The organism is Acidovorax sp. SUPP2539 (assembly GCF_030158975.1).
In the GTDB taxonomy this organism is placed as follows: Bacteria; Pseudomonadota; Gammaproteobacteria; order Burkholderiales; family Burkholderiaceae_C; genus Paracidovorax.
Genome location: NZ_BQXJ01000005.1, coordinates 31,043 through 52,997, shown reverse-complemented (window position 1 = coordinate 52,997; position 21,955 = coordinate 31,043). Strand labels below are relative to the sequence as shown.

27 protein-coding genes are annotated in these 21,955 nt (G+C 67.5%); 2 read left to right on the top strand and 25 right to left on the bottom strand.

The features are described 5' to 3' along the window. Positions 1-234: 234 nt before the first annotated feature. Positions 235-378, bottom strand: a complete 144-nt coding sequence (locus AVTE2539_RS18010) for a hypothetical protein (protein ID WP_284412681.1) — start codon at positions 376-378, stop codon at positions 235-237. Between the two features lie 460 nt (positions 379-838). Between AVTE2539_RS18010 and AVTE2539_RS18005 the strand changes: the two genes are divergently transcribed. Continuing rightward, positions 839-1,105: a hypothetical protein gene (locus AVTE2539_RS18005; RefSeq protein ID WP_284412678.1), complete on the top strand. Its 267-nt coding sequence runs from the start codon at positions 839-841 to the stop codon at positions 1,103-1,105. A gap of 41 nt (positions 1,106-1,146) precedes the next feature. On the opposite strand, the gene AVTE2539_RS18000 is transcribed toward AVTE2539_RS18005, so the two are convergent. From AVTE2539_RS18000 to AVTE2539_RS17940, 13 genes are read right to left on the bottom strand one after another with little or no spacing between them, the layout of a single operon-like run. Further along, a complete protein-coding gene (locus AVTE2539_RS18000; RefSeq protein WP_284412676.1) occupies positions 1,147-1,797 on the bottom strand; it encodes a Gp49 family protein in 651 nt (216 codons plus the stop codon). Then, complete coding sequence (locus AVTE2539_RS17995) at positions 1,794-2,336, bottom strand: hypothetical protein (RefSeq protein ID WP_284412674.1); 543 nt, start codon at positions 2,334-2,336, stop codon at positions 1,794-1,796. Before AVTE2539_RS17995 ends, AVTE2539_RS18000 begins: the two co-directional genes overlap by 4 nt. A gap of 4 nt (positions 2,337-2,340) precedes the next feature. Further along, on the bottom strand, positions 2,341-2,472 hold the full coding sequence (locus tag AVTE2539_RS17990) for a hypothetical protein (RefSeq protein ID WP_284412672.1): 132 nt from the start codon (positions 2,470-2,472) through the stop codon (positions 2,341-2,343). Then, positions 2,469-3,074 carry a lysozyme gene (locus AVTE2539_RS17985; protein WP_284412670.1) on the bottom strand — a complete coding sequence of 202 codons (606 nt, stop codon included), beginning with the start codon at positions 3,072-3,074 and terminating at the stop codon, positions 2,469-2,471. The genes AVTE2539_RS17990 and AVTE2539_RS17985 overlap by 4 nt, the downstream gene beginning before the upstream one ends. 26 nt (positions 3,075-3,100) lie before the next feature. Continuing rightward, on the bottom strand, positions 3,101-3,433 hold the full coding sequence (locus AVTE2539_RS17980) for a holin (RefSeq protein ID WP_284412668.1): 333 nt from the start codon (positions 3,431-3,433) through the stop codon (positions 3,101-3,103). Between the two features lie 39 nt (positions 3,434-3,472). Beyond that, a complete protein-coding gene (locus AVTE2539_RS17975) occupies positions 3,473-3,994 on the bottom strand; it encodes a hypothetical protein (RefSeq protein ID WP_284412666.1) in 522 nt (173 codons plus the stop codon). Then, positions 3,991-4,401, bottom strand: coding sequence for a hypothetical protein (locus tag AVTE2539_RS17970; protein WP_284412664.1), 411 nt, complete (start codon positions 4,399-4,401; stop codon positions 3,991-3,993). Before AVTE2539_RS17970 ends, AVTE2539_RS17975 begins: the two co-directional genes overlap by 4 nt. Next, positions 4,398-5,342 (bottom strand): hypothetical protein, encoded by a 945-nt coding sequence (locus tag AVTE2539_RS17965; RefSeq protein ID WP_284412662.1) that lies wholly within the window; start codon positions 5,340-5,342, stop codon positions 4,398-4,400. The genes AVTE2539_RS17970 and AVTE2539_RS17965 overlap by 4 nt, the downstream gene beginning before the upstream one ends. Before the next feature lies 1 nt (position 5,343). Continuing rightward, the gene (locus AVTE2539_RS17960; RefSeq protein WP_284412660.1) at positions 5,344-5,931 is read right to left on the bottom strand and encodes a hypothetical protein; all 588 of its coding nucleotides are present in this window, start codon (positions 5,929-5,931) and stop codon (positions 5,344-5,346) included. Beyond that, a complete protein-coding gene (locus tag AVTE2539_RS17955; protein ID WP_284412658.1) occupies positions 5,928-6,299 on the bottom strand; it encodes a hypothetical protein in 372 nt (123 codons plus the stop codon). The genes AVTE2539_RS17960 and AVTE2539_RS17955 overlap by 4 nt, the downstream gene beginning before the upstream one ends. Positions 6,300-6,302: 3 nt before the next feature. Next, entirely contained in the window at positions 6,303-6,812 is a 510-nt protein-coding gene (locus tag AVTE2539_RS17950; protein WP_284412656.1) for a hypothetical protein, read from the bottom strand. Between the two features lie 9 nt (positions 6,813-6,821). Beyond that, the gene (locus AVTE2539_RS17945; protein ID WP_284412654.1) at positions 6,822-7,322 is read right to left on the bottom strand and encodes a hypothetical protein; all 501 of its coding nucleotides are present in this window, start codon (positions 7,320-7,322) and stop codon (positions 6,822-6,824) included. Continuing rightward, complete coding sequence (locus tag AVTE2539_RS17940) at positions 7,315-7,671, bottom strand: hypothetical protein (protein ID WP_284412653.1); 357 nt, start codon at positions 7,669-7,671, stop codon at positions 7,315-7,317. The genes AVTE2539_RS17945 and AVTE2539_RS17940 overlap by 8 nt, the downstream gene beginning before the upstream one ends. A gap of 77 nt (positions 7,672-7,748) precedes the next feature. On the opposite strand from AVTE2539_RS17940, the gene AVTE2539_RS17935 reads away from it, so the two are divergent. Further along, entirely contained in the window at positions 7,749-8,339 is a 591-nt protein-coding gene (locus tag AVTE2539_RS17935) for a DUF4124 domain-containing protein (RefSeq protein WP_284412650.1), read from the top strand. Positions 8,340-8,636: 297 nt separating this feature from the next. Here the strand turns inward: AVTE2539_RS17935 and AVTE2539_RS17930 are convergent, their stop codons facing one another. The 11 genes from AVTE2539_RS17930 to AVTE2539_RS17880 form a co-directional block, all read right to left on the bottom strand. Then, a complete protein-coding gene (locus tag AVTE2539_RS17930; protein WP_284412648.1) occupies positions 8,637-8,870 on the bottom strand; it encodes a hypothetical protein in 234 nt (77 codons plus the stop codon). 65 nt (positions 8,871-8,935) lie between these two features. Continuing rightward, positions 8,936-10,747 carry a TrbL/VirB6 family protein gene (locus AVTE2539_RS17925; RefSeq protein ID WP_284412646.1) on the bottom strand — a complete coding sequence of 604 codons (1,812 nt, stop codon included), beginning with the start codon at positions 10,745-10,747 and terminating at the stop codon, positions 8,936-8,938. Further along, complete coding sequence (locus AVTE2539_RS17920) at positions 10,747-13,512, bottom strand: hypothetical protein (RefSeq protein ID WP_284412643.1); 2,766 nt, start codon at positions 13,510-13,512, stop codon at positions 10,747-10,749. Before AVTE2539_RS17920 ends, AVTE2539_RS17925 begins: the two co-directional genes overlap by 1 nt. A 73-nt stretch (positions 13,513-13,585) precedes the next feature. Then, positions 13,586-14,623 carry a hypothetical protein gene (locus tag AVTE2539_RS17915; RefSeq protein WP_284412641.1) on the bottom strand — a complete coding sequence of 346 codons (1,038 nt, stop codon included), beginning with the start codon at positions 14,621-14,623 and terminating at the stop codon, positions 13,586-13,588. After that, positions 14,620-15,684: a hypothetical protein gene (locus AVTE2539_RS17910; RefSeq protein WP_284412639.1), complete on the bottom strand. Its 1,065-nt coding sequence runs from the start codon at positions 15,682-15,684 to the stop codon at positions 14,620-14,622. Before AVTE2539_RS17910 ends, AVTE2539_RS17915 begins: the two co-directional genes overlap by 4 nt. After that, a complete protein-coding gene (locus tag AVTE2539_RS17905) occupies positions 15,684-17,519 on the bottom strand; it encodes a hypothetical protein (protein WP_284412637.1) in 1,836 nt (611 codons plus the stop codon). Before AVTE2539_RS17905 ends, AVTE2539_RS17910 begins: the two co-directional genes overlap by 1 nt. 9 nt (positions 17,520-17,528) lie before the next feature. Further along, on the bottom strand, positions 17,529-19,475 hold the full coding sequence (locus AVTE2539_RS17900) for a hypothetical protein (RefSeq protein ID WP_284412635.1): 1,947 nt from the start codon (positions 19,473-19,475) through the stop codon (positions 17,529-17,531). A 2-nt stretch (positions 19,476-19,477) separates the two neighbouring features. Further along, complete coding sequence (locus AVTE2539_RS17895; protein ID WP_284412633.1) at positions 19,478-19,939, bottom strand: hypothetical protein; 462 nt, start codon at positions 19,937-19,939, stop codon at positions 19,478-19,480. 10 nt (positions 19,940-19,949) lie between these two features. Beyond that, complete coding sequence (locus AVTE2539_RS17890; RefSeq protein ID WP_284412631.1) at positions 19,950-20,450, bottom strand: hypothetical protein; 501 nt, start codon at positions 20,448-20,450, stop codon at positions 19,950-19,952. After that, the gene (locus tag AVTE2539_RS17885) at positions 20,434-21,273 is read right to left on the bottom strand and encodes a hypothetical protein (RefSeq protein WP_284412629.1); all 840 of its coding nucleotides are present in this window, start codon (positions 21,271-21,273) and stop codon (positions 20,434-20,436) included. Before AVTE2539_RS17885 ends, AVTE2539_RS17890 begins: the two co-directional genes overlap by 17 nt. Further along, positions 21,270-21,917 carry a hypothetical protein gene (locus AVTE2539_RS17880; protein WP_284412627.1) on the bottom strand — a complete coding sequence of 216 codons (648 nt, stop codon included), beginning with the start codon at positions 21,915-21,917 and terminating at the stop codon, positions 21,270-21,272. The genes AVTE2539_RS17885 and AVTE2539_RS17880 overlap by 4 nt, the downstream gene beginning before the upstream one ends. Between the last annotated feature and the right edge of the window lie 38 nt (positions 21,918-21,955).

Sequence of the window (21,955 nt, the reverse complement as noted above, 5' to 3'; positions counted from 1 at the left end):
CACGGCGGGATGAATGAAGGGGCGGCGGAGCACGGAGGGCCGTCCGGCTAGCCATTTCGAAGGGGGTCTGATGGCTTGCCGGAGTCCGCAGCAACATCGCGCCCTCTTCCCCCTCCTTTTGCGATGCAGGCCGTTTCTGCGGCATGCGCTGCATTGCGGGATCTGTTTCGACCAATGCCGGGCTGGGACGATCGGGGTCCTTGCGCGGCTTGCCGTCCGGGGAATCGACCTGATTCACCATGGCTTCACCTCCGACATGTCGATAACCGCAACTTGGCAGGACTGCGTTCCTGTAGCAATGCGCGTCATGGCAGGTGCCGCGTTGGCGGTGTTTGAAATACCGGCTGGTCTGGTGGTTTGCATGAATTTCTTTTCCAAGGAGGAATCAGTTTGCGAACCACCGTTCGGCGCAGGTGTAGGACTGCAGCGCTCATGCCGCAGTGGCGCTACAGGCCGCGATGCCGAGGAAAAACCGGTTTTAGATGCAAGGCCCTGGAGTCGATGCGGGCCATGGTGGCCACCGCCACATTCGATGATGAAGCGTGTCGGGCAACGGCAGGAATCGGCAAGTCCGACTCGCGGGCGATTTCGGCGCGACGGGCGCAACACTCCGCGAAGCGCTCGGGCAAGAAAAAACCGCCACAGCCTGACGTTGTCAGAGTGTGGCGGTGTTTTGAGTGGTGGAGCTGGCGGGAATTGAACCCGCGTCAGGCCTATAGCTGGCGCGGCTTTCTGCCGTATGGTGTGAATTCAGTGTGAATCTTGCTGGTCTTCTGCACCGATCTCGGCCAACGTCAGCCAACAAACACAACGCTCCGCGACCCGGCAAAATATGCCGATGAGCAGCATCCACCAGAGCATCACCGACGCCATCCGGGCCCATTGGCAGGCCCACAACAACGCATATCCCCAGAAGATCATCCTCTCGCCCGCTCAGAACCTTGAGCTGCGCGAGATGCAGCGGATCGCCGGCATCGGCCAGGGCAAGCCTGCCGACGCTCCGCTGCGCACCGACAAGTTCCTCGGCGTCATCATCGAAGTCGAGGCTTCGTCCACCGGCGTGCTGATCGCGCACGACGGCACCCAACACCCCCTCCCCCAGTAAAAAAGCCCGCGCACGGCGGGCATCCTTTCCGCGGCGGCCGGTCAGCCGGCGGCCAGTTTGCTGCGCAATTCGTAGCCCATCAGCGGCCAGATTTTTTGCTCGGCGTTTTGGCGCGCGATCTTGCGGCCGATCTCGGCATCGAAGTTCTCCGGGCTGGCGCAAGCCGACTCGCCCGTCACCGTGAAGCCGTTGCGAAGCACCAGGACGCAGAATGTCAGCAGGCGCAGTGGCGAGCCAGCATGCACTGGCGGCTGGTCCTCGTACGGCGTGCCATCCGCGGCGGCGCCTTCACAGCCCTGCGCAGCGGTGAAGTACCAGAAACTTTCGATGTTCGCTTGAAGGTCTGCCGGCGTCACGCGCGCGGCGGTCTTGCCCTTGGCCTGAATATCTTGCTCAACAGAAAGCGGGCCGGGAGCAATTTCGTAGGTTGCCTCGAAGATTTCACGTTTGCAGGGATAGATTTCGCCTTTCACCCCAGTAATCAGCATATCGTCGCGCCCCATTCTCATGACGCCCTCCAGAGTAGGGATCAGGTAGCAGTTATCGTCCTCATGTGTGATTTGCTGGCCCGCGTAGGTAAAGGACCACGGCAGACCATTGGCGACGGCAGGGACTTGCTTGAGCCCGTGTGCTACGAGCTGGTCAAAAGTGATCGCCGTGACGACGACAGGCTTTTTGCGGAAATGTGTCATGGTTTGCTTTCGGTGGCGCCAGCTACCGGCTGGCTCGGTTTCTTGGGCCAGGCCTGCTGCATCAGTCGAGCATCAGCCGCGTGCCCTTCAGCTTGTCGCGCGATTGCTGCACCACCTTCTGCCAGTCTTCCACCTGCAGCTGCCAGGTCCTCGAAGGCGGCTGTGCAGGCTGTGACGTACTCAGCTCGGGCGGCGCTGGAAGCTCGCTCGAGCCGGGCCGGCAGGTCGGCAAAGTCGCCCCGCAGCCCTGCAGTAGTGCCGCGCAGATCGCGAAGGCTGCGGTCCAGGTCTTGCTGCGCCGCAGCGTTGCGCTTCCCGGTGGCTTGGAAATTGGCGAGTGCATCGTTCAGTCCTTTCTGGAAACTGGCCATGTCTTTCACGGCCTGTCGTTCGCCGACCAGCTCTTCGGTGGTGGCTTTGTGCTTGAGGGTTTCGATCTGCAGGCCGTAGCGCTGGGCCTGCACGTAGGCCGCGCCAGACGCGCCGATGGCCAAGGCGGTGCCGGCCGCGATGAGGTGGGTGTAGATGGATGGGATCACAGCTTCATCCTTTGGCAACGAGTGAGATGACCGCCCCAAGCACGGAAAGCACGAACACGGTTTCCAGCAGCACGCGAGCTGAGCAGGCCTGCACCAGGATGCACAGCACCGCCAGAATCAAGAACGCCGTGCTCACGGCAGAGCCCTCCAGGTTCGGCAGATTTCGTCGTTGGAGTCGCCGCGGATCTGCAGGCCGGGCAGTACCGTGGATATGCCCTTGACGGTGCCGCGGTTCCAGCGGGGGTTCTCGCGGCATGCGCCTTCGAGGTCTCCCGCGTTCGCTCTGCGCAGCATGGTGCTGGAGGCCAGATTCGCCGCGCCCTTGTTCCAGGTGAAGTCGATGAACGTGCCTTGGACGAACGGGTCGTAGGTGCTCCAGCGCACCAGCAGTCGAGATGCATCGCGCTCGGCCTGGATGTACCGAGCCCTCTCCAGCCTGTAGCAGTCCCCCGGGCCGTACCACTTACCCGGCACCACCTCTGGGCCCGTGACGCCGTTGCAGACGGTCAGCGGCTCACCCTTCCCGTTGCGGTCGATGTAGGGCGTGCCGATGTGTTTGCCGCTGCTCTCGTAGTAGCTGCCCATGACCATGGCCACTTTGACCCCGGCGCTGGTCTCGGGGTCCGCTGCCACGGTCTGGACATACTCGTCCCGTTGGGCCGCCTCGGTGGCCTTGCCGGCGTAGTAGGAGCCGCTACCCAGGCCGGCCATGACAACCAACGCAGAGAGGCTCTTCACGAGAGCCGGAGGGATCTTGGAATCGCTCATTTGCCCTGCTCCGCTTCCAGCTCGCCGAAGTCGGTGGAGACTTGCCGCGCTATGTCGGCCGGAACAGGGAAGACGGGCACGCCCGTGGCATTCATCAGGCGGATGCGCGCACGGATCTCTTCCTTCTCGAGTTCGGCCAGGTCGACACGCAGCCGGGCCGCCTTGCGCTTGAAGTGCACGTTGACCAGCACGCCAAACAGGGCGACCAGCACGCCCAGCAGCCCCACAGCGTTGGATTCCAAAAAGGCGGCAACGCCGCCCGCTGCCCCACCGACCAGGGTGGCTTTGTTGCCTATGGAGGCGACCTGCTCGATGGTTTCGATTTTCATGCCCCGGATGATTCCGGGAGGCGGGAAATCGCGCGAACCCTACAGGGGGGCGCCACGGGCCGTGACCGCATGCAGGACGCACGGGTCGAGCCTCCATGGGTCGGAGTAGCCCAGCGCCGCAGCCACGGCTTCCGAGCAGGACCAGCGCGAGGCCTTGCCCGGCACCACCCACGCCACGAACCCCAGGATGAGCTGCCAGTCGTAGAGCGCCCCCTCGTGGGCGAGGAACCACTCGGCTGCTGCCCGCGCGTTCCCAGCCACCGGCACCACGTCCCATCGATCGCCGTTCAGCACCACGCGCTTGAGGCGCACGCCACCGCTTCTGCCGGCGCGGCGCGCTGAGTGAGCAGGCAGCACTTCCGAGGCCACACTCGATGCACACCACAGCGCGCCGTGGGCGTCCGGCTCGCACGTGCCGTCGGGCATCAGGTGACCCACGCCATCACCGGCTTCGAAGACCAGCTCCGTGTGGCTGTGTGGGCCGCGAAGACGCAGGCGAATGGCGCGGTTGGCCAGGCCCTGCAGACCCGGGCGGGTGTAGCGGTACGAGGCAAGTTTCACAGCTTCTCCGCGGCGATGAAGATCGCGTCCAGGGCGGCAGCGTCCAGGCCGATCGACGGCCCGATCATGGCAACGAACCCGTTGTGCCGCAGCACCTCGTTGCTGTAGTCCCACTCGATGCGGGCGGCCGTCTGCGGTGGAGCCGGCAACGCAGCGATCGCGGACTCCACCAGTTGCAGCTTGCCGGCGGCGAGCAGCGCCAGCCTGGCCTGCCGCATCGTCACCGAGGCGGGAACCACGGCGGGGCCAGCGATCGCGGGGAGCGGCACCCCGCCAGCTGCCAGCCAGGCCGTGTACGCGAGGTACTCGGGATTCAGGTTGGGGAAAGCGGCGGATTCCGTGATCGGCACCTTCGTCACGCCGTCACGGATCACGTAGCCTTCGCCGGACAGTTGGTAGGTCGTCATGAGTACCACCCAGGTGAGTTCACGGTGCCAGCGGCATTGCCAGGCAGGTATGTGGCTCCGGCGCCGTTCACGAAGATCCCGCCCCCGTTGTTGACCGTGTAACGCGGGCCCGTGGCCGACCCGGTGAACGTGGTCGAGAAGATGATCACCTGGCCCAGCCGGGAGCCGGCCGCGTACGCGCCGAAGGCTGGTGTGCCCGTGAGGGTCACCGCCCCGTTCTGGTTCCGGAAAATTCCACCGTCAGAGGCCTCGACGTGCGAGGGTGCGCCCCCTGAAATGGTGTACGACGCGCCGGCCGCGCTGATGGTGCTGCCGCTGCCCGCCGTGATGTGGCCAGCCGCGCAGGGGCCGAAGTTCAGGTTATTGAATTCGAGGTAGTTCAGACCACCGTACAGCGCGATCCCGTACCCGGAAGTGGTGGTTTGCAGCTTTAGCCACTGGAGCCGGTAGTTGCCGATCACCGTGGCCTCAGAGATGATGCAGGTGCCACCCGACACCGAGATCACGGTACTGGTCAGATCACCCGCCGCGCCCACCACCGCAATTTTGCCGCTGCCCAGGAACGACCTGAGCCGGAATCCCGAAGAGTACGTTCCGGCCCCGACACTGATCGTCACGTCGAAGCCGCCGTTGTCAAACGATGCCGCGACGTCCACGGCTTTCTGAAGCGTCAGGAAGGCGCCACCAGCAGTGTTGGCCAGCCCGGTGTTGCTGTCGCTGCCATCGGTGCGGACGAAGTAGGTCCTTGCCGCGCTGAGTTTCTCCCGCACGGCCAGTGCGTCGCGCGCGCCGGCTGCGGTCGATGATCCTGTCCCCCCTTGAGCGATCGGGATCACGGTCGGCGTCTTTGTGCGCACCCATCCGATGCCGTTCCAGGTGAACCGGCCGCTGTTTGAGGTCTGCCCCACGGTCGGGCTGGCGGGAAAGTCGATCGCGGCCATGTCACTTCCCCGTGATCGTCAGGCCCACCGCGCTGCCGGTGTCGGCTGCCATAAAGGGCGAATACACCAGGCTCAGGGTGATGGTCACGATGTTGGCCTTGTAGAACCCGTGGGTGACCGTCTTCAGGTTGCTGGTCAGCGCCTTCGGATAGGACATGACCGCCCCGGCCGGCGCGGAGGCCGTGCCCTTGCTGTACGCGCGGTTGTCCCAAACCTCCGTGAAGATGGCCTCACCCGTGGCCGTGTTGTCCAGCGTCAGGTTGAACGCGCAATCGCTGGAGCTGCTGACCACGCCGCTCGCGATCAGGGTCTTCACGCCCCAGAGGTTGGTCAGTACACCCTGCGGGAGCTGGCGCACGCGCTGCGCGAACCGCAGCCAGCGGCCCGTGGCCGTGTAGCTGGAGGCCACCACGTTGAGGAACGCCGTGTCTTCCGCCGCGGTACTGGTGGGGTCCCAGCGGTAGAGGCCGCCCTTGTCATCGCCCAGCACCGTGTCGCACACGGTCAACACCAGAACGTCGGCATCTACCGGCTGCAGGCGCAGGTCCGCAGTGGTGGGCACTTGCAACGGGGAACGGGTGATGGTCATAGCGATGCGACGACGAGGGCGCCCGAGTTGTTGACGGTGACGCGCCAGCGCGTGCCGTTGGGCGAGCGCAGGATCAGGCCTTTCGTGGCGTCTGTGATCTCCACATCCCCGCTGGTGAGGTAGGGCGCAGCGGACTCGTCCGCGTTCTCCCAGGCCACCCAGCACGAGGAGCTGGTGCCGATGTACCACTCGTACATCACCCCGCCGGTACCGTCCGCGCTGGTCTTGCGCCACAGGTCGCCCACGGCTCGGGCATCGCTCGGCGCGGCCTCCTGTTCGTAGTATCGTCGGTAGCCGAGCAGGCGATCGGCGGCCGACAGCTCTCGCGGGCCTCCGCTGACAAGAACCAGTGCGCGGCGATCTGCCATCGATCAGGCCAGGACGATGGGGAGTTGGGACTGGAAGTTCACCGACGTGGCGCTGGTGGCGTAGCCCAGGTTCTGCACGACGTTGCCCGTCGCCGCCGGCACGGTAGCCGCGCCCTTCCCTGCCGTGGTCTGCAGGAACACCGGGCCCGGCGTCTGGGCTGTCACCTGGGTGTTGGTCCCCTCGAAGTACACCGTCGCCGCGGCGCCGCTCGACACGGCGGAGAGCACAAACCCGTGGGCCTCCTTTCCGGCCACCGTGGCGTCGGCCTTTCGCACAGCGAAGGCGCTGGAGTTGTTCCAGATGTTGACGTAGTCGCCAGCGGCGAGCGCCTCGCTGGCGGTGATCGACGCCGTGTCCGCCCCGATGCCCACCGGCATGACGCTGGGGTCCAGGCGGCCCGTGGCGTCCAGCGCCGGGATGTCGCCATCGTTGGCGGCGCCCGTGGAAACCACCACGCCAGAAACGCGGGTCAGGATGCCGTTGATGAGGCGGATGAAAGTCTTGGCGGCCATGGTCGGCTCCTATGCGATGGTGATGGGGGGTTGCACGTCCACGAGGACGCGCGTGGCGGAAAGGGCTTGGCCAAGCGCTTGGCTGAACAGCGCGCCAATGGGTAGGTTCTGGGTGGGCTGGCCGGCCGTGCCGACGAACACCGGGCCGGGCGCCCAGGTCCAGCCGGCGTGTTCCAGCACGTAGGCGGTCTGCACCACGGCCTCGTCGCCAGGGCTGTAGGCATCCGCCACGAGCCCCAGCACGGCGCCGCGGTGAGATGGATTCGTGCAGTCGGCGGGCACCAGCAGGCCGGCGCTGTTGCAGGCCACCGCACTGTGGCCGCTGAGTGGCACGGCGCCGACGGTCACCAGCGTGGCGCCGCCTTCCGGCCCGGGAAGCCCGCGCGGGCCCGGCGGCCCCTGATCCGCCACGGCCAGTATTTCGATGGTCTTGACCTCCTCGGCGAGGATCGAGCTGTCGGCCTGCTCCGCCAGGATCTGCGTTTCCTCGACCACAACCAGATCAGACACGGGTGACCTCCGGGGAAACGGAGATCGAGCCCTGGGCCAGACGGGTCACATCGCCGCCGGGGTGCGCGATCTCGAGATCCCAGACCCCACAGCCCCAGGTGAGCGGCGCCGTGTCTTCGTCCGAGACTATCAGATCGATCGTTCCGGCCGTGCCGCCCAACGCGATCCGGCCGTCCTCCGTGGTGAGCGTCAGCAGTACGGCGGGAGACTCCACCTCGGCGCGCACCTGCATTCGGGCAGTGCATCCACTGAGGTCAATCGGCGTGCGGTCCGGCTGCAGCCACTGCAGGCGCTGGCGGAACGTGGCGCCCTGGTAGATGGTGAGCTTGAGCTTGGCCGGGGTGGTCATGACCGGCACTTTGCCGGCCTCCGAGCAGCAGGTCGAACCCTAGCAGGGGGTGCTAGAGTTGCTGCAAGGAGAGGAAGATGAACATCTACAAATTGGGATGCGCGATTGCGCTCGTGCTCTCTTGGCCACCAGTGCAGGCACAGGTGTTCAAGTGCAAGTCTGCATCGGGACAGGTTGTTTACTCCGACAGCCCATGCCCCGCGGGCACCGCAGGTCAACAGCTGCAGAGGCAACGAACGTTCGAAGAGATTCAAGATGAACGCTCGCAGGCCTGGGAGGCTGAGAATCGAAAACGGGCGAAGCAGCGCTCCGAAGCCGCGCAAGAAGCCGCGGCCAAGGCTCAGGTGTCGGCGTCGCAGAGTGCACCAGATACCGCCGCAAGCAAACACAAGGGCTACGCCCAGCGGCTGGCCGAGCGAAATGCCGTCACGAACTCAAACCTTGTTCCCTACCATGCACGCGTACCATCTAAGCGGCAAAGGGTGGAAGAGGCAGAGTCTCCTCAAGTTCCTGAGTCATTCCCGACGAACAATCGAATTCATCGCTGCACGGGGTCCGTTTGTGATGATTGGAACGGCAACCGGTACAGCCAGGATCCATCTGGAAGTGGTTTTACATCCACCGATGGCAAGAAATGCACTGCTGTCTTCGGAGAGATGCGCTGCTGATCTGGTCCTATTTTCTTCGCCCTGATACATTCCGCCAATGGCCTACGAACCACCCCGCGATCTGCAAGAGTCGGAGCAACTCCTCCGCGGCGCCGAAAACTGGGAAGCGACGAAGCGCGGGTGGGTCACGGACTTCGCCATTTGGGCTCTCGTGGCGGTAGCAGTCGCAGCGGCTGGATTCGCATTTTTCGGCGTGGCTGCCGTCGCTGGTCCGATAGTGGCGGTTGTGGCGTTTGTTATAGCCGTGTTCCTCTGGCACGACCGCAAGTAGCCTGCTGCGGGTCGCTCAAGGGCTGCTCACAGGCTCCTGTCCGAGGTAAATCCCTGGATGATCCAGCACACGAGCTTGTGCCCCCCATAACCCAGCCCCAGAGAGACCACAACACCAATCAAGGTCACCTCAATGGCTTTGGACATGTCCCCGGCGCGAAACGGATCTGAAGCAACGGCCAAAGTCATCATCAGGCCAATGATGGCGAGCCCCGTCCAAATCGTCGCGCTCAAGCGCTGCAGCCCTCTCCGAATGTTCATTTCGCACCTCCTGCAGAGACTCTAGCAGGCCAACCGTGGGCCAGGAACAGCGGCTGTTTTTCGAGCTACCGGGGCTGAACGTCAAAGCCTCCCGGCACTGGAACGACCACACCCCCTGACGCCCTCGCCGCAGCGCCCGCCTGCAGTCGATTCCGATACTGGGGCTGCTGGTCTTGCTCCCCTGCCCTCCCCGCAACGCCCGCCGCGATTCCTGCTGCCCCTTCAGGCAACCTCTGGACCTCGGTGCCAGCGGTGCGGATGGCCAATCGCTGCATGGGCGATGAGAGGAGCCCGGCCCTGACTGCCGGTCGAGCCACCACAGCGGCCAGCGGCAACACGTTTCCTGTCCCTGCAGCTGCTGCTGTACCCCCAAACCAATCCAGCGGGCTGGTGGCCTTGGGGGCCTCTTTCAATGCTTGGGTCGCCTTGGGGAAGGCCCGCCCCGTCTCAGCGATCGTGCGCAAATCCCCCGATAGAGGCCGACCTTTCGCGAGGTCTGCGGCGAGCTTGATAGCGTTCACGGCCCCGGTTTCGCTGTTGAGTGCTCCCTGGACGCTGTAGGTTTTGGCTATGGTCTGACGGGCATCTCGAAAGCTTTTCAGCAGGTCACCACCCGGCTGTCCCAGCCCTTTCAGGTGGCCCTCGATCGCATCTTCGAGAGCCCCGGCGGCCTGCTTGTAAGCCTTGCCGGCGAGTGCTTCGCCAGCTCGGTAGGAGATGTCCGCCGACTCGCGCATGGTGCGGATCATGTTCAAGGCGTCGCCGGCGTCGAACTGGCCCGTCCGAAGCGCGTTGATATCGTCCACGACCTTTGGCACCCTGGCGCCGGGGAAGGAACTGCCCTGGCTGGTGAAAGGGCTCAGCGCGCGATCGAGGGCGGCACCGTACGATTTTCCGGGGATGACCGTCCCCGAGCTGGCCACGGGCGCGTACGCCTGCGCCGCAGTACGGCGAATTCCTTCGAGGGTGTCGACGTTGAGGTCCACGTCGTCACCTATGCCAAGCGCGCGCCGTGCAAGGCTGTTCGAAACGGTCTGGTTTCTGGCGCTGGCTACTTGGGCGGTTTTAATCTTGCCGCTGAAGCCGGATAGCGCTTCGGTCAACAGGTTCGGGCTGAGGTCTGCTGGCGGAATCACGTAGCCTTCAGCAGCAGCGTTCGATGCCGCCGAGCGCGTCTGCCGCCCTGCATCAGTGACCACTCGGCGTGCAGCGGCCGCGCCCGGCAGCACGGCGCCGAGCACGCCAGCGGCCAACTGAGTAGCAGCCCCGCCGCCAGCCTCTCGCGTTGCCCCGGAAGCCCCGCCGCTCGTCGCCGCACTGGTCAATTGAACGCCTGGGCCTTTTGCCAATGCATCGCCCACTGCCCGCGCGGTCGTGTTCGCTGCTGCGCCGCTGGCCAGCGCCTGCCCGGCCTTGATCACGCCGCCGGCACCGGCCAGGGCGGAGGTCGCATCGCCCACCACGCGCTCCTGCGCCGTCTCGGGGGTGGGCAGCCCCAGGTTGGTCAACGTGTCATCCAGCGCCTGGGCGGACTTTTGGAAACGGAAGCCGTTGCCCTGCCCTCTCGTCTTGTTGAGCACCGTGTTGGCCACGCCGGTGACGGCATCGGCGGCCATGGCCGGCAGCGCAGCAACGCCGTTGATCGCGTGGCGCGCCGTGAGGCCGACTTGGCGGCCGACCTGCTCGCCAAGCGTGCGTTGGGGTTGGGCCGGTGCTTTCGCCGGTGCCGGCGTCACGATCTCATCCGCATCCCAAGGGTTGGCGGCAGCTGGCGCTGGCGCTGCTGCGGCTGCTGGTGGCCGCGCGATGCTTTGCGCGGGCGCGGCCGGCGCTGGCGCGGGCGTCACGATCTCGTCGTTGTCCCATGGGTTGGCCATTACTTCTTCCTCCGCACTTCGCCGCTTGGCGTGGTGTACAGCGCGCCCGATGGCAGCGCCTGATAGCTGGCCGCGTCCGAGACCTGCACGGAGCCGCCGGCGGCGGGCGCGGCGGTGGCCGGCCGCGGCGCGGGTGCGGCGCCGGAATTCGGGGTGATCGGCGTGCCACTCAGCACCTGGTTCACCCGCTTCTCTGCATCGGGCACCTCGGCCAGGATTCCGTTCGTCGCGATCTCTCGGTTGCGGCGCTTCTGCGCCACCACCTCGGGCGTGTCTCCCACCTGGGGGAAGTACTGCTGCCGTGCGTTCGCGAACTCGCTGTCGGCAATGGCAGCGCCGGACTCGCGCCGCAGCACTGCGTTGATGAAGTCGCGCTGGGCCTGCTCGACCTGCTGCTGCTGCGGGCTCTGCGTCCAGTTGGCGGCCGCGCCCAAGCCAACGGAATCCGCCACCCGCTTGAGGTCGCCCGGTCGGTCCACGCCCTGGGCGGCGAGGCCATCAAGCACTTGGCCAGCAGTCTGCATCCGGGTGCCGAACTGCAGCGCCTTCGACTGCACGTCGTTCAGCGGTGCGCGCGCGCCGCGGACGTTGGGATCGGCTGGGCCGCCCTGGATCGCCTCGAGCGATCCGCCTGCGGTCCACCGGTAACCTGCCGGGGCCTGTTGAACCGCCCGCCCCTGCGACGCTGCCGCCACCCGGCCCTGCGCCTCGATGGCCGCCCGAGTGTTCGCCCCGCGCTCCTGAATGCCGGCGCGCGCCGTGGCGCCGCCGTCCTGCAAGCGTGCCACATCCAGAGCACCCTCGTTCCGAATGCCCATCATGTCCTGCGCGCGGAAGTTGTCCACGGCGGCCTGCCCGCGCGCTGCGGTGCCGCGCTGGATGGAGGTGGCCTGCGTGGCAGCGTCCTGGCGCTGTTGCTCGGGCGTGCGAGCCCACATATTGCCGTTGCTCACAGGTTGCCCGATCGATCCGGAGAACCCTGCTGGCGCGCCGGGTAGGCCGAGGCGGGCGAGCGATTCGGTTGCGGACCGTGCCGCGAGGTTGTCAGCCGCGGCCATGGCGCCGGGCGTGGGCACGCCGCCGCCGGGCAAGGTGGCGAGCTGAGCCGCCGCACCGCCGGGCGCGAAGCCCGCTGGGGCCGAACGCGAGGTGCCGTCGGCGTTGCGGATGTCGACGTCACCCGAGATGCCGGCCGGGCCGGAATAGCTGTTGCCGTTGCGCGTGATGAATCCCTGCGTCACCGGTGGCGAGGCGAGCGTTGCGGCGGCCGATGGTTGGGCAGGCGCTGCTGCAGGTGGCGCGCCGGCAATGGCCGGTGCCGGAACAGCAGCAGCGCCAGCCGGCTGCGAGTCCGCCCCAAGCAAGGCGGCGGCGCCCACGCCCGCCGCGCCCAGGCCTGCTGCCCGCCCCACCCCGCTCGCGCCGGCACCCGCTGCCGCAGCACCGCCGGAAGCGGCCGGCGCTCCGAGGGCCGCGGGCTCCACAACGTCGGCCCATTGCGTGGCCTGCCGGGCACGGCCGGCGAACCCCGCAGCCTCGCCGACCTGGCTGGCGCCGCGCTGGGCCAGCTGGCCGGCAGGCGCTGCCAACTGCTGCGCCGCGCTCGGAGTGGCCATGCCGGCGGCGCGGGTCAGGGCGCCGCCAGAGTTGCCGCCGAGTTGGGCGAGCCGCTGGGCCGCGTCCCCGCCACTTCGGGCCAGAGTGCCCCCCTCCTGAACGACCTCCCACGCCGCAGGCGCAGCGCGTTCTGCCTGGGCAACGCCACCCACAGCGCGCGCCGTCGGCGCAGCAGCCCGCCCGGCGAACCCTGCAGCTCCAGGCAGGGCCGACAGCGTGTTCAGCGCGTTGCGGCCCACGTCGTTGTTCGTGAGGGGGTTGTTCTGCGAGCCGTCCGCCGCCGGCGCCTGCATGCCGCCGCTGGGAATGTCGGCCACTGATCCCAGGCGCTGCGCGGCGGATGGCGCTGGCGCTGGCGCTGCCGCAGGTGCTGGTGCTGGTGCGGGCGGCGCTGCGGCGCCCACCTGCGTGACGCCCGGGCTGGCAGCGGCCGCAGCCGCATCGCCGAAGCTGTTCGGGCGCCGGCGCGGGTCATCGACGAGGCCGCCGTCGGCGTAGCCGGGCCGGGCCGGGAGCGTGCTCAGTGCCGCCTGGGCCGGCGGGATGAACGACAGAGTGGTCATGTCGGCCGAGGGCCGGGGTTGCGGCACTGCTGGGGCGGCCGCGCGCGGCGCGAATCCTGCCGGGTTCTCCGAGTAGGTGCCGGCGGGCGCCTGGCCGTTGATGGTCACCGCGCCGCCCACGTTGCCGCCGCTGTAGCTGTTGCCCACTCGGGAGACGCTACCCAGCGCGCGCGCCGCGGGCGAGTCCACCAGCCCACCGTCGGCAAAGCCCGCAGGTCCCGCGAAGCCGACGGGCTCGGAGCTCGCCGCGCCTTCCTGTTCGGTGGGCTCGTGCGTGACGCCGCGCAGGATGTCCAGGACGCTGGCGCCGATCTGCTGCACCTGCTCTGGCGTGACGCTCCACTCGCCGTTGCTCAGGGCCACCGGCACGCCGCTGCTCAGCTTCTCAGCGGCGCTGCCCGGGGCGAGGCCCAGGTCCTGCGTGGTGTCGGCCGGCAGGATGTAGGAGCCCTGCGGCACCTCGGCCGGGATGGAGTCGCTGGTTCCGGTGCCCGGCCCGCGGATCAGGCCGCCAGCGGCAAAGCCTCGGGGCCCGGGCTTGGGGAGCTGCGCCATGCGCTGCGCAGCAGGGGTAAATCCGTGCATGGGAGTCCTTTCGGGAGATTGCCAGCAGTCTCCCCCGCACCACGCCCCATCACAAACCCTATCGGGGGTGCCGCTACACGTCCTCGCGGTTGATGTTCTTCGTGACCGAGCTGCTCCAGGACGCGCCGAAGGACGCGCGGAGCCGGTTGTAGGAGCCCGCCAGTTGCACGCTCAGCGCCTGCAGGTCGGACACCAGGTAGTCCAGCTGGAGCTTGGTTTTGTCCAACTGCGACACCACCGGCGCGAAGGTCAGGTCGCGTTTGGCACCCAGCGCAGTGCTGGCCAGCGCCAGGCCCCGCTGGTCGAAGTTGGCAAGCTGGGCGGCCACGGCCTGCACCTGCTCCGCCGCGGCCGCTGCGCCACGCAGCGCAGCGTCGTCGTGCGAAGCCTGTGCGGCGTACAGGGGATCGTCCACCGCACTGATCCACCGCGCGAGCGCACGCTTGGCGTCATGGTTCAGCCGCAGGCGCTCCTCGATGAGCCCGAGCATGAGGGCGAACTCTCGCTGCAGGCCCTCCCCACCCAGCTTTCGCAGCTCGTCCCGGATGGCTTCGTGGGTCCGCTCTTTCAGCACGGCGATCTGGTTGTACACCGCGCCGGACATCCGCGGCGTGTTCAGCCGAACCCCGGCCGCCAGGATCTCATCCTCCTGCCGATGGTGGGCCAGCATCAGCCGGTGGCGGATCTCGTTGGCCTCCTGCTGGTTGAGGTCGATGTAGTCCTCCATCAGCCCGGACACCGTGCCGCCTTCCAGCTTGGCCAGCGCGTCGGAGAGCAGTTGGTCGGTGGTGGGCGTGCCGAACCACTTGTCGAAGAACGTCTTCCCCCGCTGCACGGTGCCGGAGTACTCGGCAGAGTCCAGTGCGGCGAAGTCGATCCGGCGATTGGTCAGCGCCGCCGGCACTGCCGATCCGAAGCCAGGCGCCACGGAGACCGTCGAGAACTGGTCGCCCCGATACATGGGCTCATCGGTGAGCCGGGGCGCTGCAGGCGTGGTCAGCGGCACGTTGTAGCGGGTGGCCAGCGCGCCGGCCTGGGCCGCGAAGGTGGACTCCAGCGTGGTGGCCTCGGCCAGCACCGTCTGCGCAAACTCCACGAAACTCGTGCTCATGTCGCGACCCCGTTCTCATCGATGTTGATGGTCTTCCAGCGCTCGGCCAGCGATCCGGAGCTGCCGATGGAGCCGCTGCCGCTGACGGCGTTGAGCGCGGCGCTCAGTTGGCGGGACACCTCGCCGGCGGCGGCCACGATGGCGCGCGTGGCCTCCGCGAAAGCCTGGTTCTTCAGGTCGTGGTCCAGCTTCCAGCTCGTGTAGGTTTCGCGCATGGCGGTGTTGTTGCGCTCACCGTTGGCGACGACCTTCCCAGCCCGGGTCTCGAACGCCGTCTGGTAGATGCGGGCGTACCGGCCGGCCAAGTCCTCCTGCGTCGGCCGGATGCCCTGGGCCCGCGCATATGCCGGCACGGCCACCTGCCCGGTGAACATCATCGTGGTGGCGAAGGCCTCGCCCATCTCCCCATAAAGCGCCTTGGCCGCACGCAGCCGGATCTGGACCAGCTCGTCCTGCAGGCCTCGGTCGAACTCGAGGAATCGTCGCTCCATGGCGCTGAGCGCCACCGTGGCCAGCGTGTCGATGCGGTTGTCCGCCCGGTCCACCGCTGTGTTGCGAGCATACACAGGCACCAGGTACTCGCCGGCGCGGGCCAGCCCCTTGGCGCGCGCCACTTCGGCGTCCATCAGGGCCTGCTGCGCAGCGCGCGCGAAGTTCTTGTCACCGACCACGCTGATCGCTTCACGGGGGTCGATGAAGATGTTGGCCAGCCGCTGCATCATGGCGCTGCGCTCGCCCTGGCTCAGCCCCAGCGGGCCGAAGAAGGCATCCGAGAGCGCGACCGCGGCGCCGTCGAGGTCCATGCCGGCCACCCTGGCCAAGCGCTGCGCGTCCCCCGTTGCCATGCTGGCGTGCAACGATGTCCAGCCCGAGGCGAACCCGGAGTCTTGCGAGTCCCTGAAGGTCGAAGACTGGACGCTGAGGTCACGGTCGATGTAGGGCTTGGCCGCGGCGATGATCACATCCAGGGCGGCCTGCCGCGTGTGGGGCGCCTGCTCCAGCTTGTTGACGACGTTGCCAAGCGTCAGCCGGTCCTGCTCGAAGACGGGAAAGTCGGCCATCAGATCCTCCGGGTGGTGGGCAGCACGACGAACTCCACCGAGTCGAGGTCGAAGTCGGCCCCGGCCTGGTTGAAAAGCTCGAACTCGTAGTAGGAGGCCCGCAGGCCCCGGCCGAGGTCAAACCGCTGCGTCCTGGTGTGGGCGTCCACGCGGCGCGGCCGGTAGGTGAAGGTCTCCTTGCCCGTGCTCACGCGCAGCAGCAGCTCGCCGGTGGAGGCCAAGCCCGCGTAGAACGTGGGCAGGTGTTTGAGGGCCGATGTGCCGAACGTCTGTTTGCCGAAGGAGACGAACGCATCGATCGGCGCCCCGGCATCGGACTCACCGGCGAGCAGGTAGACGGCCGTGCCGCGGGTGCCGTAGTAGCGGCCCTCGCGCTCGTACATCTGGTCGAAGTCGAAGCCCGAGTACTCCGACGTTGCGCCCGTGCCGTAGTTGAAGACCCAGGTCTTCGAGTCCTCGGCGCGGCGGCTGCCGGTGAACTTGGTATTGCCGGCTTGGGAGCTCAACGCCATCTCGCTGTCGAAGCGGGCAGCCAGGACGCTACTCAGCCCGGCCGAGAAGCTGGCAAGCACGCCCGAGTCCATGGTGGCGGAGAGCACCGTCTGCACGCCAAGGCTCCCGATGACCGCTGCGCTGCTGGTGAAGGAGACGGCGAGGTAGGTGAACGGCGCCAGCCCATCGGCGCACACCAGCAGCGAGAGCATCTCCGCCTTGTCCTCCAGCGGCCCGCCCTGGCCGAACGCGAACCATTCGGCACCGATGTTCGATGCTGAGCCCGAGGCGCCATAAGGCGCGTCCGCGCCCAGCGCCAGCAACGGCTGCATCGTCGCGCCACCTCCACCCACGCCACCGGTGAGCCCCTGGCCGCCCGACAGGAACAGGGCCAGCCGCGCCGTGCCGATCCCGAAGTCCGGTTCGGGGAAGCCCGCCTCGCCGGCCACCGAGAAAAGGCCCAGAGCGCCCTCACCTGCGCCATAGGCGTAGTCGCCGCCCCGGGACAGGAAGCGGCCAATCGAGGAGTTCACCCGCCAGATGTCGTAGCCTTCGCCCGACGCCTTGAACACGCCCAGGCTGGCCGTGCCCTTCGCATATGGATCGCCGCCGGCGGCCTGGATCGGCTCCATCGTGGCGGCGCCATGGCCTTCGGCGCTCTGCGTCATGCCCAGGTAGACCACGGTATCGCCCGCGGCGTACAGCGCCGCATCCAGAGAGACGGGCCCCGAGCTGGGTGTGGAGCTCGTGTAGACCACATCCCCAGCGGCAGAGATCTTCACCACGCCCGCCGACCTGCTGATCCGGTACGTGGTGCCGGGCACGTGCACGCCGCTGACGCCCTGGTACACGCCGCCCTCGGTCACCCGGTACCGCCCGGAGCCGAACTGCAGTGCGTGCGACGCCTCTGCCGGTGACGTCGTGGAGTCGTTCGCCGCCAGCCCCACCACTGCGCCAGATGCCTGCGGCACCGAGAACGCGAATGCACCATCCTCGGTGAGCACGTCCACCGTGTGGGCGCCGCCCGTCCACCCGAGGTTCAGTTCGGTGCGTGAAGTACTGGGTGTGCTCGGCGTGCCGGGCGTGGGTGCGATGTACGGCTGGCCGGGCGAGCGGTTGATCACCTGGACCTCCCGGCAGATCCGTACAGTGCGGCCGATCTCGTTGCGGGTCCGATCGTCCGAGTACTGCCCAGTGCCGAGGAACACCCAGTTGCACACGACCGCAGTGGTCACATAGTCGCTGGGCGGGATGTAGGGCTGGCCAGGGCTGCCGGGCGTGCCTGGGGCGCCGGGCGTGACCGTCGTGCGCTCAATGAGCTTTTTCGTCAGGGTTCCAGACATCGGGCGCTTTCATCGGTACAACCACGGTGCGCCAGGGTATGCGCGGGCCGCCGCGCCTTCAAACCTCAACGGGGTGACCACGCTCGGGCTCACGTAGGCCAGTTCGTCGCCTTGGTCGGGCCGGTACTGCTTGCCAGCGATCACCGCGCGCTCCGGTGGATAGCTCGGCCCCGTGTCGCCGTCATAGGCCATGCGCGGCGCAGGGCACTTTCGGGTGAGGACGGCCGCGCGGCGCCAGGTCTGCCCGAGATCGGTCGACCGATAGATGTACCACCCTCCCTCCTGGCCGGCTGTGGCCGGTTCGTAGACCGCGGTCCCGATCGCGCGGCCCTCGTTGTCCAGGCAGAACACGGATGGCGACGCTCCGCTGCGCAGCCGGCTCCACGGGAATGGCCGCCGCAGGACGGTGCCGTCCTCAAGCACCACGATGACGCCCGCGTGCTCCAGGTAGCCTGCCGAGTCATCGATCAGCACCGTACCGTCGAGAGACAGGCGGGCGTAGAGGTAGGCGAACTCGCCGGTGAGGTATTTCGGCGGCTGCCCTGGGCCCACCACGCCGGTCGTGGTGTTGTTGAGCGCGGTGTCGAGGTGGGCGCGCGCGTAGTAGCTGATCACGGCCCCGCCGCGGGGGCGGCAGGCGCTGCGCAGGTCGATCTGGTACCCCGGCGCATCGACCTCCGCCACCTGCATGGTGAGATCCTTGCCCGCGCGGAAGATGCGCCAGGCGCCGCCCTGGGCCGCGTTGGACGCGTCCATGAAGAACCCCGCGAGCAGCGCAGAATCCGGCGTCCAGGGCACGCCCAGCAGCCCGGCTCGCAGCGCCTGGGGGTTTGTCAGCGTGGGGTTCTGCCCGATGGTGAATCCCCCGCTCGTGAGCTGCCATGGCTGGTAGAGGGTCATGTCCCAGCCGGCACCGGGCCGCTCGAGCCAGGTCACGCCCTCGTCCTCGGTCCAGTAGATCCTGGGCGAGGGCAGCGCAAGATACCCGAACCGGGTGCCGCTGCTGTCCCTTGAGCCGGGGTCCAGGTTGCCCCGGCCCCGCACCACCACCGCGACCATGCTCTTCTTGGAGGCAGCCACCACCAGAGGCGCGAGGTAGGCATCATTGTGGTCGGCGATCACGGCCGCGCCGCCGGGGCCGACCGCAGACGGAATGTCAGCGAGCGTGGTGTTGCCGGTGCTGGGCAGCGTGCGCACCACCGGCGCCCGGTTGCCCGAGAAGAGCGCGATTTTCGGGGGATCGGAGAACACCGCGGAATAGTTGCCCGAGCCCGTGGGACGGGCGTAATTCGCGCCCACGAAGCCGATACCCCAGGTCTCCCGGCCCGGCTGTCCGTGGAGCGCGAACGGCAGCACGAAGGGCTGGTTGCTGGGCGTCTCGTCGTGGTTGATCACGTAGCGTGGGGCAGGAAAGGCATGCCGCAGGCGCAGCGACTGGCGCTCCAGGTCGACCGAGTAGACGTTGGTGCTCAGCGATGACACGTACAGCCCTGGCGCGTCGGGCTTGGGATTGATGGCCTGGGGCGTGCCGCCGTCGATGGTGATGCTGATCGCGAGCTGCCCGTCGCCGACGGCAACGTCCAGCGGGTAGGTCACGCAGGGCCCTGATGGTGGGGTGCCACCCCGGGGCCAGATGCTGGCGGCCACCTTGGTCTTCTGGAAGGCCGCGCCCAAGTTCCGCGAGCGCTCAACGACGAAGGGGGCGGTCTCTACGCCCCGATCCGCGAATGAGGGGTCTCCGAAGGCCGCCGCGAGCAGCGTTTCGCCTGGGTCGGTCGGGTCAGGGGTAACGGTCACCCGGGTCCAGTGCCCATCGATCCCGTTGCCGGCCTTGTCGGTGGTGAGACTGCCGCCCAGGACTGGGCGGGCCTGTGTCATGTGGTCCAGGCCGACGCCGGCCTGACTGACCACGTCGCGGGTGTCATCGGCGCCTTCGCGGCGCGTGAACCCCGCCATGGCTACAGCGTCGGCGCTGCGACGACGTAAGAGTTGATCGTCTGCGTGGCGCCATTCACAAGAGCGACAGAGCTCAAATTGAGCTCCGCGCCGAGCACGGCCACGGCGCCCTGCATGCGCACCTCGGTGGTAGAGGCCGCCCCGGTGTCGCCCGTGGCTACGTGCCGGTAGTAGGCCGCCTGACCCGTTGCCACATTGACGCCGGACCAGACATCGACGTCCTTCGCGAGCACGCCACCGGCAGCCGTGGCCTCGAAGGTGAGAGTGCTTCCAGGGGTTCCACTTGCCGCAGAGCCCTTGGTGATCACGCACAGCAATGTGCCCGTTTCGGCCGCATCCGCGGTGTTTGGCACCGGGCCCGTGAAGATGCGGATGCAGCCACCGTCGCCGGCTTCCAGCAGGGCTTTCAGGGAAGACTGTGCCAGCAGCTTGTCGCGCAGACCAGTCGAGAGTTTGAGGGTCATGATGGTCCTTTCAGGCAGACACGAGAGTCAGGCCGCCGGTCACTTCCAGGCGCGAAGTGGCATCGACGTTCTTGACGGTGGGGAACTTGACGACCGAGAGCAGGACGCCCGCGGGCGCACCCTTGGTGGGGGACGAGGACAGGAAGCCCCCGTAGATGGTTTCGGTGGCCGAGAAGTTGAACTGCGCCACCGAGGCCGCGTTGTTCACCACTCCCACGCCGGCGTTCTGCGGCACGAATGCCGGGCGCGTGCCCTGGCTGTAGGCCAGGGACTCCACCGCCAGCGCGTTGATGGTCGCTGCGCTGACCGTCGGGGTGGGTGTGTAGTTGGTCTTGTACAGGCCCAGGTACCACTGGGCAGGGATGGCCGCGCCGAAGAAGAGCGCGTCCGAGATTAGCGAGACGCCTTCGGCCGGGACCAGGTTGGTCGCCGTTTCCACCTGCACGAGCTCGCCACCCTTGAAATGGCGGAGCCGGTAGACAACCGCGATGCGTTCAATGTCCATGTCCATAATTCACCTCGTTGCGGATGACCTCCGCGTCCATGAAATCGGATGACACCGCAGCGCTGGCATCCGGCGCGCCGTGCAGGGTCATGACAAGCTGCCGGACGCCGCCGGCCACTCGGTAGAGCGACGCGCCGGTCAGCGTGGGCGGCAGGAATCCCGTCTCCAGGTGGTCGGCGGCCAGGGCCTCTACCTGCCCTCCTGCGCTCCCTGTCACAGGGCCCTGGCTGGAGATCCATGCGAAGCGCTTTTCCTTCGGGATGGCGGTGACGCTGCCCTGAATGATCTGTGCGGGGTGCACCTGCAGCGGTGCCGATCCCTGCACGTCGCCCGCTATGAAGTACGTAGCATCGGAGCCAACGTAGAGGCCATCGTCGGTGGAGAACACTGCAGTGATCTGCCCGCGAAAGGGCAGGAAGTTGCGGTCCGCCGTGGTGCGCGCGCCGCGGCCGAATTCGTCGCCGTCGAGGTAGGGATCGCTGAAGAAAAGCGTGTCCCCGAATGCCGCCACATACCGCCCGAAGTGCTTGCAGCTCAATGCCCGCGGCTGCGGGTTCATGAGGTCGCGCAGATCGTCGTTGGACAGGATCTCTTGGCCCGAGGTGGAGTGCGTGCGGACAATCGGCAGTGCGACCGGGAAATCCTGCGGCACCGATTCGCCCGCGGCCAGAGCAAAGCCCTTGCGCCGGCGCAGCCGACCTTCGTCGGTCACGTCGACGTTCGAAGCGGAGCGCAGCAGCGCACCACCCCGCTCGCTCCACAGCTCCTCGTCGCTGCGGCGGTTGTCGGCGCCTCCGGGGAAGGGCCCGATGCGGACTGGATCGGTCATCGCTCCTGCGCCTCCACCAGTCGGGTCCACGCCAGCGGCGCAGCCTGGCCCTGCACGGTCACCCGGCTCAATGCCCAGGCGCCAAGCAGCTTGAAGGTCAGCCTGAGCTTCGGGGAGAGCGGCAGGGAGGCGGATCCAGAGTAGACGGGGATGCCGTCGAGCTCCAACGACTGAGATCCGTTGCTGGCCGTGAGTCGCACCTGTCTCTGCACGCCCGGCGAAGGGATCGCCGGTCGGATTCCGGCAGAGCCTCCGCTGCCGGGCCCGTATGCATAGCCCGTGCACAGCGGTGGGTCGTACAGGGAACTGCCAGGGCTGTAGTAGAGCGCGGCGCCCACTTCCAGCACCACGTCGTCACTCTCGACCAGCGTCATCTGCCCCACCAGTTCAGCCCGGGCATCAACGCCCTCCAGGCCGATGAAGTCAAACTCGGCGACGAACGTTGCATCCGTGAGAACCTGGGAGCCGACGAAGTCCACGTAGACCAGGTTGAATCCGGCCCCGAGCTGCACCTGACCCCCTGCAAGGCTCGTGGCCGCCGGTGGGTATCCATCCTGGTGGTGCCAGACGCCTGCGCCAATGGCAGGCGCGTGTCCGTCGACACTGCCGGAGCCGTTGAAGTCGTCGAGGAAGATGGTTGCCATGGCCGTGATGGTCACGGCTGGGCGCGTTTTCGGGAAAC